The organism is Citrobacter sp. 21OH12SH02A-Citro (assembly GCF_027919895.1).
In the GTDB taxonomy this organism is placed as follows: domain Bacteria; phylum Pseudomonadota; class Gammaproteobacteria; order Enterobacterales; family Enterobacteriaceae; genus Citrobacter; species Citrobacter braakii.
Window position 1 is genome coordinate 18,139 of sequence record NZ_CP114805.1, and the last position, 13,017, is coordinate 31,155.

At 56.4% G+C, this 13,017-nt stretch carries 9 protein-coding genes and 4 pseudogenes; 10 read left to right on the plus strand and 3 right to left on the minus strand.

Features of this window, described 5'->3' with window-relative positions:
- The first annotated feature begins 39 nt into the window (after positions 1–39).
- A protein-coding gene (locus O6D90_RS25870; protein ID WP_151884388.1) for an IS1 family transposase occupies positions 40–737 on the plus strand; the annotation gives its coding sequence in 2 pieces (ribosomal slippage) (positions 40–289 and positions 289–737; 699 coding nt in all).
- 108 nt (positions 738–845) lie between these two features.
- Complete coding sequence (locus O6D90_RS25875) at positions 846–2,279, plus strand: DNA cytosine methyltransferase (RefSeq protein ID WP_001288432.1); 1,434 nt, start codon at positions 846–848, stop codon at positions 2,277–2,279.
- Between the two features lie 33 nt (positions 2,280–2,312).
- Here O6D90_RS25875 and O6D90_RS25880 read toward each other — a convergent pair.
- Positions 2,313–2,927, minus strand: a pseudogene (locus tag O6D90_RS25880) (type II site-specific deoxyribonuclease); the annotation flags it as partial.
- A 56-nt stretch (positions 2,928–2,983) separates the two neighbouring features.
- Here O6D90_RS25880 and O6D90_RS25885 point away from each other — a divergent pair.
- Positions 2,984–3,688, plus strand: a complete 705-nt coding sequence (locus O6D90_RS25885) for an IS6-like element IS26 family transposase (RefSeq protein ID WP_001067855.1) — start codon at positions 2,984–2,986, stop codon at positions 3,686–3,688.
- Between the two features lie 52 nt (positions 3,689–3,740).
- Here the strand turns inward: O6D90_RS25885 and O6D90_RS25890 are convergent.
- Positions 3,741–4,235, minus strand: a pseudogene (locus O6D90_RS25890) (IS6-like element IS6100 family transposase); the annotation flags it as partial.
- Between the two features lie 55 nt (positions 4,236–4,290).
- Here O6D90_RS25890 and O6D90_RS25895 point away from each other — a divergent pair.
- From O6D90_RS25895 to O6D90_RS25910, 4 genes and pseudogenes are all read left to right on the plus strand, one after another.
- Positions 4,291–4,857 (plus strand): annotated as a pseudogene (locus tag O6D90_RS25895) (SDR family NAD(P)-dependent oxidoreductase); the annotation flags it as partial.
- Positions 4,858–4,871: 14 nt separating this feature from the next.
- Positions 4,872–5,438, plus strand: a complete 567-nt coding sequence (locus tag O6D90_RS25900; protein ID WP_004574805.1) for an OsmC family protein — start codon at positions 4,872–4,874, stop codon at positions 5,436–5,438.
- A 286-nt stretch (positions 5,439–5,724) separates the two neighbouring features.
- On the plus strand, positions 5,725–6,285 hold the full coding sequence (locus O6D90_RS25905) for a recombinase family protein (protein WP_001161490.1): 561 nt from the start codon (positions 5,725–5,727) through the stop codon (positions 6,283–6,285).
- A 3-nt stretch (positions 6,286–6,288) separates the two neighbouring features.
- Positions 6,289–9,216: a Tn3-like element TnAs1 family transposase gene (locus O6D90_RS25910; RefSeq protein ID WP_060415506.1), complete on the plus strand. Its 2,928-nt coding sequence runs from the start codon at positions 6,289–6,291 to the stop codon at positions 9,214–9,216.
- Here O6D90_RS25910 and O6D90_RS25915 read toward each other — a convergent pair.
- Positions 9,197–10,471: an IS4-like element ISApu2 family transposase gene (locus O6D90_RS25915; RefSeq protein WP_045892401.1), complete on the minus strand. Its 1,275-nt coding sequence runs from the start codon at positions 10,469–10,471 to the stop codon at positions 9,197–9,199. The genes O6D90_RS25910 and O6D90_RS25915 overlap by 20 nt on opposite strands.
- Positions 10,472–10,627: 156 nt before the next feature.
- On the opposite strand from O6D90_RS25915, the gene O6D90_RS25920 reads away from it, so the two are divergent.
- From O6D90_RS25920 to O6D90_RS26440, 3 genes and pseudogenes are all read left to right on the plus strand, one after another.
- Positions 10,628–10,999: a hypothetical protein gene (locus tag O6D90_RS25920; protein WP_004099020.1), complete on the plus strand. Its 372-nt coding sequence runs from the start codon at positions 10,628–10,630 to the stop codon at positions 10,997–10,999.
- A 317-nt stretch (positions 11,000–11,316) separates the two neighbouring features.
- Complete coding sequence (locus O6D90_RS25925) at positions 11,317–12,585, plus strand: IS4-like element ISApu1 family transposase (protein WP_011191342.1); 1,269 nt, start codon at positions 11,317–11,319, stop codon at positions 12,583–12,585.
- A 14-nt stretch (positions 12,586–12,599) separates the two neighbouring features.
- Positions 12,600–12,680, plus strand: a pseudogene (locus O6D90_RS26440) (hypothetical protein); the annotation flags it as partial.
- Between the last annotated feature and the right edge of the window lie 337 nt (positions 12,681–13,017).

The following is a 13,017-nucleotide window of genomic DNA, read 5'->3' on the forward strand; positions in this document are numbered from 1 at the left end:
TACTGATTTAGTGTATGATGGTGTTTTTGAGGTGCTCCAGTGGCTTCTGTTTCTATCAGCTGTCCCTCCTGTTCAGCTACTGACGGGGTGGTGCGTAACGGCAAAAGCACCGCCGGACATCAGCGCTATCTCTGCTCTCACTGCCGTAAAACATGGCAACTGCAGTTCACTTACACCGCTTCTCAACCCGGTACGCACCAGAAAATCATTGATATGGCCATGAATGGCGTTGGATGCCGGGCAACCGCCCGCATTATGGGCGTTGGCCTCAACACGATTTTCCGCCATTTAAAAAACTCAGGCCGCAGTCGGTAACCTCGCGCATACAGCCGGGCAGTGACGTCATCGTCTGCGCGGAAATGGACGAACAGTGGGGATACGTCGGGGCTAAATCGCGCCAGCGCTGGCTGTTTTACGCGTATGACAGGCTCCGGAAGACGGTTGTGGCGCACGTATTCGGTGAACGCACTCTGGCCACACTGGAGCGTCTTCTGAGCCTGCTGTCGGCCTTTGAGGTCGTGGTATGGATGACGGATGGCTGGCCGCTGTATGAATCCCGCCTGAAGGGAAAGCTGCACGTTATCAGCAAGCGTTACACTCAGCGCATTGAGCGGCATAACCTGAATCTGAGGCAGCACCTGGCAAGGCTGGGACGGAAGTCGCTGTCGTTCTCAAAATCGGTGGAGCTGCATGACAAAGTCATCGGGCATTATCTGAACATAAAACACTATCAATAAGTTGGAGTCATTACCTAACAATAAACCTGTTTAAATATCCAGATAAAAACATTCAATCTGGGTCAAATGAGTGATACAGTTTCACCCATAAGACCCAATGGAGGCAATATGTCTGAATTTGAATTACTGGCGCAGGATCTGCTTGAGAAAGCAGAAGCGGAAGAACAACTGCGACAGGAAAATGATAAAAAGCTGCTCGGGCAGGTGCTGGAAATCTATGACCAGAAGTACGTGGCTGAACTGCTTAGAAAAGTTGGTAAAAATGAGTGGAGTCGCGAGACTCTTAATCGCTGGATTAATGGTAAGTGCTCACCTAAGACGCTGACGTTAGCCGAAGAGGAACTTCTACGAAAAATGCTTCCGGAAGCGCCTGCACATCACCCTGACTATGCCTTCCGGTTTATTGACCTGTTTGCTGGGATTGGAGGTATACGGAAGGGCTTCGAAACCATCGGTGGCCAGTGCGTTTTTACCAGTGAATGGAATAAAGAGGCTGTGCGCACATATAAAGCTAACTGGTTTAACGATGCTCAGGAACACACTTTCAATCTCGATATTCGGGAAGTCACGCTCAGTGATAAACCTGAAGTACCTGAAAACGATGCCTATGCTTACATTAATGAGCATGTGCCGGATCATGATGTACTTCTGGCAGGTTTCCCCTGTCAACCGTTCAGCCTTGCGGGCGTAAGCAAGAAAAACTCGCTCGGGCGCGCGCATGGTTTCGAATGTGAGGCTCAGGGAACGCTTTTCTTCGATGTGGCGCGTATTATCCGCGCAAAAAAACCTGCCATCTTTGTTCTTGAAAACGTTAAAAACCTGAAGAGCCATGACAAGGGTAAAACCTTTAAAGTCATCATGGATACCCTCGACGAACTGGGCTATGAAGTTGCGGATGCAGCTGAGATGGGCAAAAACGATCCTAAAGTTATCGACGGAAAGCACTTTTTACCTCAGCACCGAGAACGTATCGTTTTGGTCGGTTTCCGTCGTGATCTGAACATTCACCAGGGCTTTACCCTGCGCGATATTAGTCGTTTTTATCCGGAACAGCGTCCGTCATTTGGCGAACTGCTGGAACCCGTGGTTGACAGCAAATATATACTGACGCCGAAACTCTGGGAGTATCTCTATAACTACGCCAAAAAGCACGCAGCTAAGGGTAACGGATTCGGTTTTGGCCTCGTTAATCCTGAAAATAAAGAAAGCATTGCCCGTACGCTTTCTGCTCGCTATCACAAAGACGGGTCTGAAATTCTGATAGACCGTGGCTGGGATATGGCCACAGGTGAAACAGACTTCGCGAACGAAGAAAATCAGGCGCATCGGCCCCGCAGGCTGACTCCACGAGAGTGCGCGCGCCTTATGGGTTTTGAAAAAGTAGATGGCAGGCCTTTTCGCATTCCTGTGTCAGACACTCAGTCGTACAGGCAGTTCGGTAACTCCGTAGTGGTGCCCGTGTTTGAAGCCGTAGCCAAACTGCTTGAACCTTATATCCTGAAAGCGGTTAATGCCGATTCGTGCAAGGTTGAACGAATCTGATCGCTCCTCCCGGTATTTATGCCGGGAGATAATCTATGGAATATCTGCGTAAAGCCCTGTCAGCTCAGCAATAAACGCACCTAGCGTCATTAGCTCAGCTCTCACCGCCTCCGGGTATTTTTTGTGCAGAGATGATGGCACGACCAGTCTGACACCCGACTCCCGCATCTCCCGATATTGAGCCAGAGAAACTCCCTCTTGGAGTGTAAACAGATGCACCTGATGAATTTTATCGGCCTCATTCAGTATCTGACGCCAGCGATCCTTACAGGTAGTCTTGACTGCCAGCATGCGCAGATTTTCTACGGGAAACTCAGTGTCGTGGTAAGCCCCTGCGGAAGGGAAAAGGAAATCGGGTTTTTTATTACCTTCTGTGATGGCCTGCGTCGCAAAGTGTCGCAGGCCGTGCTCAATGAATAGATGCTCCAGGTGCAGTTCCAGCGACTTCCCGGCTCTGGATTTACGGCGATTGCTGACAGAATTGGCCAGCGCAATAAATTCATCCACAGAGCCAAATCCTTTCCGGATGATATCCAGAACATGCAGTTCCTCAACCAATAGAAATATGTCGTACTCCACGCGCCGGCGGTCAAGAAGTTGCTCATCCGGATCAAGGGAATTTTTCACATAATGGCTGGCTGGGCACTGTTGCAAATAGTCGGTGGTGATAAACTTATCATCCCCTTTTGCTGATGGAGCTGCACATGAACCCATTCAAAGGCCGGCATTTTCAGCGTGACATCATTCTGTGGGCCGTACGCTGGTACTGCAAATACGGCATCAGTTACCGTGAGCTGCAGGAGATGCTGGCTGAACGCGGAGTGAATGTCGATCACTCCACGATTTACCGCTGGGTTCAGCGTTATGCGCCTGAAATGGAAAAACGGCTGCGCTGGTACTGGCGTAACCCTTCCGATCTTTGCCCGTGGCACATGGATGAAACCTACGTGAAGGTCAATGGCCGCTGGGCGTATCTGTACCGGGCCGTCGACAGCCGGGGCCGCACTGTCGATTTTTATCTCTCCTCCCGTCGTAACAGCAAAGCTGCATACCGGTTTCTGGGTAAAATCCTCAACAACGTGAAGAAGTGGCAGATCCCGCGATTCATCAACACGGATAAAGCGCCCGCCTATGGTCGCGCGCTTGCTCTGCTCAAACGCGAAGGCCGGTGCCCGTCTGACGTTGAACACCGACAGATTAAGTACCGGAACAACGTGATTGAATGCGATCATGGCAAACTGAAACGGATAATCGGCGCCACGCTGGGATTTAAATCCATGAAGACGGCTTACGCCACCATCAAAGGTATTGAGGTGATGCGTGCACTACGCAAAGGCCAGGCCTCAGCATTTTATTATGGTGATCCCCTGGGCGAAATGCGCCTGGTAAGCAGAGTTTTTGAAATGTAAGGCCTTTGAATAAGACAAAAGGCTGCCTCATCGCTAACTTTGCAACAGTGCCCTTCACCTGCCGGTGGGCCGTCTCCCGGTCCAGCTTTCCTTCGCGCTTCAATTCGGTGATCGCTGCACCATAGCTCGGCGCTTTGTCGGTATTGAGCGTGGCAGGCTTTTCCCAGTGCTTCAGGCCTCGCAGGGCCTTGCCCAGGAACCGCTTCGCTGCCTTGGCGCTGCGGGTCGGCGACAGGTAGAAATCGATCGTGTCGCCCCGCTTGTCGACTGCCCGGTACAGGTAGGTCCACTTGCCCCGCACCTTGACGTAGGTTTCATCCAGGCGCCAGCTCGGATCAAAGCCACGCCGCCAGAACCAGCGCAGCCGCTTCTCCATCTCCGGGGCGTAGCACTGGACCCAGCGATAGATCGTCGTATGGTCGACCGAAATGCCGCGTTCCGCCAGCATTTCCTCAAGGTCGCGATAGCTGATCGGATAGCGACAATACCAGCGCACCGCCCACAGGATCACATCACCCTGGAAATGGCGCCACTTGAAATCCGTCATCGTTCCGTCCGTCCAATCTCCGCCAAGCATGCTCAAGCTTCACGATTTTTGCAACAGAGCCCTCCTGCATACCATCGATGAACACCACAAGGACATCAATCTTCTGGTCAACGCGGCTGGGGTGTTCTTCCCGAAGGCGTTTCTTGAGCACACGGAAAGTGATTACGAACAATATTTGACGTTGAATAAAGCGTTCTTCTTCATCACACAAAAAGTCGTGGCCAATCTCGTGGCCAGCGAGCGTCCCGGCGCCATTGTGAACATCGGCTCGATGTGGGGCAAGCAGGCGATTGCGGCTACGCCGTCGTCCGCGTATTCGATGGCAAAAGCAGGTTTGCATTCGCTGACCCAGCACCTTGCGATGGAGCTGGCATCCAAACAAATCAGGGTCAATGCCGTTTCTCCGGCGGTTGTCGAAACGCCGATTTACGAGGGATTCATACCCAAGGCCGAGGTTCATGGCGCCTTACAGGGATTCAACAGCTTCCACCCAATCGGCAGGGTTGGGACGCCACAAGACGTCGCCGAGGTCATCCTCTTCCTGTTGTCGGACAAGGCAGCATGGGTGACGGGCGCAATCTGGGACGTTGACGGCGGCGTGATGGCCGGGCGTAACACATAATGGGGGAACGAGAAATGAACACAAACATTAAAGGAACTCCCGGCAACGGGATCAACGTCGGCGCATTGCGTGAGTTTGCAGATCAGGTCGCAGCAAAGCCCGCCGCAGGCATCGCGACGTTCGGCGTCGTGACAACCTGGGAGGGTGGCACCCGGACGCGTGCGCGAACCATGCCGCTCGTACTAGGTGACACGGCCTTGGCGCGCGGCTTTGTCATCGACGCGGACGAACCGGCAGAATTGCTCGGTACCGACACGGCCGCTAATCCACAAGAATTGATCCTGGCTGCGTTGAACGCATGCATGACTGCAACCTACGCGGCAAATGCGGCGGCAATGAACATCGAGTTGCAATCGCTGACTATCCGCACGAAGGGAAGCCTCGATCTGAGAGGTTTTCTTGGAATCGATCCTGGGATCAATCCAGGGTACGACCAGGTCGAGTATGAGGTCGAAATGGAGTCGTCGGCGGATTCGGCGGCGCTGAAAGCATTGCACGCGCAGGTGCAGCGAACATCGCCGAATTACCACAACTTCGCGAGAGCCATTGATCTCAAGGCCAAGCTGACCATTCTCCAATGATCGAGTCAGTGTTTCCCGTGGTTGGCTGACGGGAGGCCAAACCAGATGCGCTATGACGGAAGGTTCAACCTTCCGTCATCACGTTCTCTGGAATACGCAGTGTCAATTTGAGGTATACCCTAACTTGATGTCAGGCAGGGCCGCGCCGCTTCGTCAGAATAGAGTCTGCTTTCCCATTTTTTGACACATGCCCGCGAAGGTTATAGATTTCAGCCTGACAGAAATGGGCTTTGAGGCACAACGGAACAGAAAGTGCACTTAAGCCGCCTTCAACCAAGGAGACATCGTGCAGGGGCACCGCATCGGCTACGTCCGGGTCAGCAGCTTTGACCAGAACCCGGAACGCCAGCTGGAACAAACCCAGGTGAGCAAGGTGTTCACCGACAAGGCATCGGGCAAGGACACCCAGCGCCCCCAGCTCGAAGCGCTGCTGAGCTTCGTCCGCGAAGGCGATACAGTGGTGGTGCACAGCATGGATCGGCTGGCCCGCAACCTCGATGACCTGCGTCGCTTGGTACAGAAGCTGACTCAGCGCGGCGTGCGCATCGAGTTCCTGAAGGAGGGCCTGGTGTTCACTGGCGAGGACTCGCCGATGGCCAACCTGATGCTGTCGGTGATGGGGGCCTTCGCTGAGTTCGAGCGCGCCCTGATCCGCGAGCGGCAGCGTGAGGGCATCGCCTTGGCCAAGCAGCGTGGCGCGTACCGGGGCCGCAAGAAAGCCCTGTCCGATGAGCAGGCTGCTACCCTGCGGCAGCGAGCGACGGCCGGCGAGCCCAAGGCGCAGCTTGCCCGCGAGTTCAACATCAGCCGGGAAACCCTCTACCAGTACCTCCGCACGGACGACTGACACATGCCGCGTCGCTTGATCCTCTCGGCCACGGAGCGGGACACCCTGCTTGCGCTGCCGGAAAGCCAGGATGACCTGATCCGCTACTACACCTTCAACGACTCCGACCTGTCGCTGATCCGCCAGCGACGCGGCGACGCCAACCGCCTCGGCTTCGCCGTGCAGCTCTGCCTGCTGCGCTACCCCGGTTACGCGCTGGGAACCGACAGCGAGCTGCCCGAGCCGGTCATCCTGTGGGTGGCGAAGCAAGTCCAGGCCGAGCCGGCGAGCTGGGCAAAGTACGGCGAGCGCGACGTGACCCGTCGCGAGCATGCCCAGGAACTGCGCACCTACCTGCAACTGGCCCCGTTCGGCCTGTCCGACTTCCGCGCCCTGGTGCGCGAGCTAACCGAGCTGGCCCAGCAGACCGACAAAGGCTTGCTGCTGGCCGGTCAGGCCCTGGAGAGCCTACGGCAGAAACGACGCATCCTGCCGGCGCTGAGCGTGATTGACCGGGCCTGCTCGGAAGCCATTGCGCGAGCCAATCGGCGGGTCTACCGCGCCCTGGTCGAACCACTCACGGACTCGCATCGGGCCAAGCTGGACGAGCTGTTGAAGCTCAAGGCCGGCAGCAGCATCACCTGGTTGACCTGGCTGCGCCAGGCACCGCTGAAACCCAACTCTCGGCACATGCTGGAACACATCGAGCGGCTGAAGACATTTCAGTTGGTGGACTTGCCCGAAGGCCTGGGCCGGCACATCCACCAGAACCGCCTGCTCAAGCTGGCCCGCGAGGGTGGGCAGATGACGCCCAAAGACCTCGGTAAGTTCGAGCCGCAGCGCCGCTACGCGACCCTGGCCGCCGTGGTGCTGGAGAGCACCGCGACCGTGATCGATGAGCTGGTCGATCTGCATGACCGCATCCTGGTCAAGCTGTTCAGCGGCGCGAAGCACAAGCATCAGCAGCAGTTCCAGAAGCAGGGCAAGGCGATCAACGACAAGGTGCGCCTGTACTCCAGGATCGGCCAGGCGCTGCTGGAAGCGAAGGAAAGCGGCAGCGACCCCTATGCCGCCATCGAGGCGGTGATTCCCTGGGACGAGTTCACCGAGAGCGTCAGCGAGGCCGAGCTGCTGGCCCGGCCGGAAGGCTTCGACCACCTGCACCTGGTCGGCGAGAACTTCGCCACCCTGCGCCGTTACACGCCGGCCTTGCTGGAGGTGCTGGAACTGCGCGCCGCGCCGGCCGCGCAAGGCGTGCTGGCAGCCGTGCAGACCCTGCGTGAGATGAACGCCGACAACCTGCGCAAGGTGCCGGCCGATGCACCCACGGCCTTCATCAAGCCGCGCTGGAAGCCGCTGGTGATCACCCCGGAAGGCCTCGACCGGAAATTCTACGAAATCTGCGCCCTGTCCGAGCTGAAGAACGCCCTGCGCTCCGGCGACATCTGGGTCAAGGGCTCGCGGCAGTTCCGCGACTTCGACGACTACCTGCTGCCGGCCGAGAAGTTCGCCGCACTCAAGCGCGAGCAGGCCCTGCCCCTGGCGATCAACCCGAACAGCGACCAGTACCTGGAAGAGCGTTTGCAGCTGCTGGACGAGCAGTTGGCCACCGTCACCCGCCTGGCCAAGGACAACGAGCTGCCCGATGCCATCCTCACCGAGTCAGGGCTGAAAATCACCCCGCTGGATGCGGCGGTGCCGGATCGGGCGCAGGCGCTGATCGACCAAACCAGCCAGTTACTGCCGCGCATCAAGATCACCGAACTGCTGATGGACGTGGACGACTGGACGGGCTTCAGCCGCCACTTCACCCACTTGAAGGACGGGGCCGAGGCCAAAGACAGGACGTTGCTGCTGTCCGCAATCCTCGGTGATGCGATCAACCTCGGGCTGACCAAGATGGCCGAGTCGAGCCCCGGCCTGACCTACGCCAAGCTGTCCTGGCTGCAAGCCTGGCACATCCGCGACGAAACCTATTCGGCGGCCTTGGCCGAGCTGGTCAACCACCAGTATCGCCACGCCTTTGCCGCCCACTGGGGCGACGGCACGACCTCATCCTCCGATGGCCAGCGCTTCCGCGCGGGTGGCCGGGGCGAGAGCACCGGGCACGTCAACCCGAAGTACGGTAGCGAGCCGGGACGGCTGTTCTATACCCATATCTCCGACCAGTACGCGCCGTTCAGCACCCGCGTGGTGAATGTCGGCGTCCGCGATTCCACCTATGTGCTCGACGGCCTGCTGTACCACGAGTCCGACCTGCGGATCGAGGAGCACTACACCGACACGGCCGGCTTCACCGATCACGTCTTTGCCCTGATGCACCTGCTAGGCTTCCGCTTCGCGCCGCGCATCCGCGACCTCGGCGAAACCAAGCTGTACGTGCCGCAGGGCGTGCAAGCCTACCCGACGTTGCGCCCGCTGATCGGCGGCACCCTGAACATCAAGCACGTGCGTGCCCACTGGGACGACATCCTGCGCCTGGCCAGCTCGATCAAGCAGGGCACCGTCACCGCCTCGCTGATGCTGCGCAAGCTCGGCAGCTACCCGCGCCAGAACGGACTGGCCGTGGCCCTGCGCGAGCTGGGCCGGATCGAGCGCACGCTGTTCATCCTGGACTGGCTGCAAAGTGTTGAACTGCGCCGCCGCGTGCATGCCGGCCTGAACAAAGGTGAGGCGCGCAACTCGCTGGCCAGGGCGGTGTTCTTCAACCGCCTTGGGGAAATCAGGGATCGGAGCTTCGAGCAGCAGCGCTACCGGGCCAGCGGCCTCAACCTGGTGACGGCGGCTATCGTGCTGTGGAACACGGTGTACCTGGAACGCGCCACCCAGGGGTTGGTCGAGGCCGGCAAGCCGGTGGACGGCGAGCTGCTGCAATTCCTGTCGCCGCTGGGCTGGGAGCACATCAACCTAACCGGCGATCATGTACAGAACCTTAAGCGGCAAGCGAATTAATAATACCGTCTAACGTGTTGTTTTGCTTGGATTTTCTCTGCCTACTCTTTTTGCCGTTTTTGGATAAATACACCATTGCCCACTCCAACTTCTCTGTTATTTCCTGCCACGCACCATGGATGATGCTCGCCAATATCGGCATTAACCAAAGCGCGCTGTTTTTGGCAATCTTCAGCATCGATAACTCCGCGCTGCCAATCAGCGTCAGCGCCAGCCGACGTTTGACCAGCAAGGCCAGCAAACTAGCCCAGATCAAGCCTTCCGCTATCGCTTTTTGTCGTGTCGCGAACGCCTTCAACCGGTTATGTGATTTCAGCTCTTTGAACAACAGTTCGATCTGCCAACGGCAACGATACAATGCCATCACCTTCTCGGCTGGCCATCGCTCACGCGGAAGATTGGTCATCCATATACAGAACCGTTTTTCCTCTGCAAACCAACGTCTTATGAGTCGATATTTATACTTTCCCGAACTCACATCCAGATCCAGAACCTCGGCTCTGCAGCTTCTCCGATCGATATCCTTGAGCTTTTTTCCGAGTAACTTGGGCATTTCCCTGCCGTCCTGTCGGTAAGCTGCCTGTACTTTGGGATTGAGATTTTGACTCCCTCTGACCAGATAGCTTCCTTTGGCTTTGGTCACATCAGCAAAGTACTCGCGGCTGATGTAACCGGCATCCGCCAATAACAGTTTGTTATTTAACGAATTTTCGGCCGGAAGATGCTTGCGCTCCGATTCGGTATCCGCCGTGATACTCATCGATATCGGCGACTGGTCCAGCAAGGACATGGTCATATGACACTCTACCGCAGCGGGGCTGTGCTTATTGAATCGGCCCGGGAAATGTTCTGCCAATTGCGGATGTAACGCGAATGACGACCCGTCCTGCAGCAGTACCTGCTCAAAGCCTGCCAGTCCGTGGGCGTCCGGTAGACACTCCTTGAGGCGTAAGGCGATGGCTCGTTCAACCAGTGCGCGCATGAACAAGGGAAAACCCTGCTTGCGTAACTGGTTGTGAAAGGGTTTATACGCTATTTGGTCAGTATCATGGAGCTGCAACGCATTGAAATGGCGATGCAAACCAGCAATACCATCCACCTTGTCGCAACCAAGCCCTGAGAGCAGAGCCGGGAGTAGTCTCGCAGGCTGGATATCCCGGAGTCGCTGACAAAAACCGGTAAATTTACCGATCCGGTTGAGTTCAGAAGAGCTAAGAAGTTGCTTGAGGTACTGGGTTGCATTTATAATAGTCATGGCTTCGGGCGTGTCGGTTTTTTTTTGCGATTAAATCAGATCACAAACGAAGCCTTTTTTCTATCTATTTCAATTGGTTGTAGCTAAAGATCCTGTACATGACAGGTCACTGCAGCGGCCAAACTGTTGCCACATCTCAGTTCAGGAGGAAACGCAATGACTCAGGAAAGGATCCAGACCCGCTACCCACTCGGCGGCCCCTTCGCCACCCAGGCTGAGCTGGAGCAGGCCATCACCCAGGCCATAACGACCCACAGACAAGATTTCTTCCCTCTGCTGGAACGGCTGGTGGACGTGGGGGACACCCGGGTCAACCTCAGTCAGGAGAACCCGCTGCGGGTGCTCAGCATCGAACTCGCTGACGGCCGTGAAGGAGTGGCCCATATCAACTACGAGTCCAACTTCGCCGAGAGCTGCCTGATTATCAACGAATACGACCAGCACCAGACCAGCCTGGCCTTTCGCCTCGACGGGGATGCACTTATCTTCGACGTCGAACTGCCGATCGCGTGGAATTTCAATAACTGAAGATTCAGCGGTGTAATGCCGCCTGGTTGCTACACCCGGTCAGCCAGCTCCCCTCACCCTAACCCTCTCCCAAAGGGAGAGGGGATCAGCCCGTGCCAACCTCCAGCCGTGGTAGTCACTCCATACTCTGCTGTTATTTCAGGCGCCTGTAATCTTCCCCATATGGCTGTCATCTGAATAGCAATATCCAGCATATAGCCACCATAACCCTCACTCATGTACAGGATCTTTAGCGGCAACCAATTGAAATAGATATAAAAAAGGCTTCGTTTGTGATCTGATTTTATCGCCAAACAAAATCAACACGCGCGAAGCCTATGACTATTATCAACGCTAATTACTATCTGGAGCAACTCTTGGCTCCCGCCGCACTCGAGCGCATTGCTCGGCTCTGCAAGTTTTGTCTGCGTCAGCGTGCCATTACCCCAGCCATGCTCGTACCTGCACTGCTGCGGGCCATGGGAGGCGACCAGGTCAATGACATTGCCGGTTTACACCGCCATTTCAATGCCTTGCAACTGGTAAACACCCATCAGGTTTCTTACAAACCGTTTCACAATCAGCTGCGCAAAGAGAGCTTTGCCCTGTTTATGAAAGCCCTGGTCGAGCGGGCCATCGCCTTGCGTATCGACCATCAACTCAAAGCAGCCTCCCTCGGCGCGTTCAAGCAGGTGTTACTGCACGATGGCACCTCCTTTGCGGTGCATCGGCGCCTTGCTGCTGATTTTCCCGGCCGGTTCAAGACCATCAGTCCGGCAGCTATCGAGTGCCATATGACCATGTCACTGTCGGAGCAGAGCCCGTTGTGCATGAGTGTGTCTGCCGATACCGCAGGGGAACGGCAATTTCTGCCTGAAGCCCACACGCTGACCAACTGCCTGCTGCTGGCTGACGCAGGTTACATTGACAGGGCTTGGTTTGAGCAGGTGAACGACGCTGGCGGATTTTATCTGGTGCGCGGCACGAAAAGCCTGAACCCCAAGATAATCCAAGCCTGGCGCGGTGATGGACGGGAAGTACCCAAGCTGGCGGGACTATCTCTGAGAGAGGCCGGACGGCGACGCTGTCGGGCCGAGGTACTGGATATGGTGGTGAAGTCCGGCCAGGTCGAGTACCGGTTGATCCGGCGCTGGTTTGCTGAGGAAAAGCGGTTCTGTCTGTGGATGACGAACCTACCGCGAGCAGCATGGTCAGCAGAGCAGGTGATGAGCCTGTATCGCTGCCGTTGGCAGGTGGAGTTGTTATTTAAAGAGTGGAAATCGCACAACCGGCTCAAGGGGTTTGTGACGGGCGAGAAAGCGATTGCCGAGGGGTTGGTGTGGACGAGCCTGCTGTCGCTGGTGATGAAGAGACGGGTCGCGCAGAGTGTGATGAGTGGGGCGCTATCGATGCTGAAAGCGTCGAAGAACAGTGCGACGTGGTGGCTACCGCTATTGGAAGCAGTGGCCCATAGGGCGCTGACAGAAATAAGGGAAAGATTGGAATGGGCTGCCGATTATTTGGCCAAGAACGCCTGCCGAACCAAGCAGAGAAAGTCGATACAGAACAGGACCTTGGAAGGCGTTTTAAATGGACTCGCCGCTTAAGGTCCTGTACATGAACCGGCGATTACGTCTGGCGGCAGAGCCGCAGACTGGAAGACGGGAAGTTTCGGCCCTTACGGATGCCCGGAAAACCTTAGCGTACGATTTTTTCCGAATTCTGCGGGCTCCCCTATTAGCGTAGAGAAAAGTGTTGGACCATTTTGAGTCGTGGTTATGCGTGAAGACTATAGCGTCAGTCCAGTATGATTTCCCAATACCCTGTAGCTATAGTTTCGATAGCTTCGAATCGGCATTGCAGGCGTATCCCCGTCAGCGGATTTCGAGCGGACGCCGTCGCTTGCCAACGTTGGTGTGAGACCGGCGGGCGAGATCGCCCCTGCCAACGCGACCGCTGAGAGGTCGACTCCTCAACCGCTTGGGCGCTTATCGCCTCCATCCGGATGCTCACCCGCCGAACAGCAATAAACCGCTATT

Coding starts and splice junctions, on each gene's coding strand:
- O6D90_RS25875 (WP_001288432.1), top strand. CDS start 846: ATGTCTGAATTTGAATTACTGGCGCAGGATCTGCTTGAGAAAGCAGAA.
- O6D90_RS25885 (WP_001067855.1), top strand. CDS start 2,984: ATGAACCCATTCAAAGGCCGGCATTTTCAGCGTGACATCATTCTGTGG.
- O6D90_RS25900 (WP_004574805.1), top strand. CDS start 4,872: ATGAACACAAACATTAAAGGAACTCCCGGCAACGGGATCAACGTCGGC.
- O6D90_RS25910 (WP_060415506.1), top strand. CDS start 6,289: ATGCCGCGTCGCTTGATCCTCTCGGCCACGGAGCGGGACACCCTGCTT.
- O6D90_RS25915 (WP_045892401.1), bottom strand. CDS start 10,471: ATGACTATTATAAATGCAACCCAGTACCTCAAGCAACTTCTTAGCTCT.
- O6D90_RS25920 (WP_004099020.1), top strand. CDS start 10,628: ATGACTCAGGAAAGGATCCAGACCCGCTACCCACTCGGCGGCCCCTTC.
- O6D90_RS25925 (WP_011191342.1), top strand. CDS start 11,317: ATGACTATTATCAACGCTAATTACTATCTGGAGCAACTCTTGGCTCCC.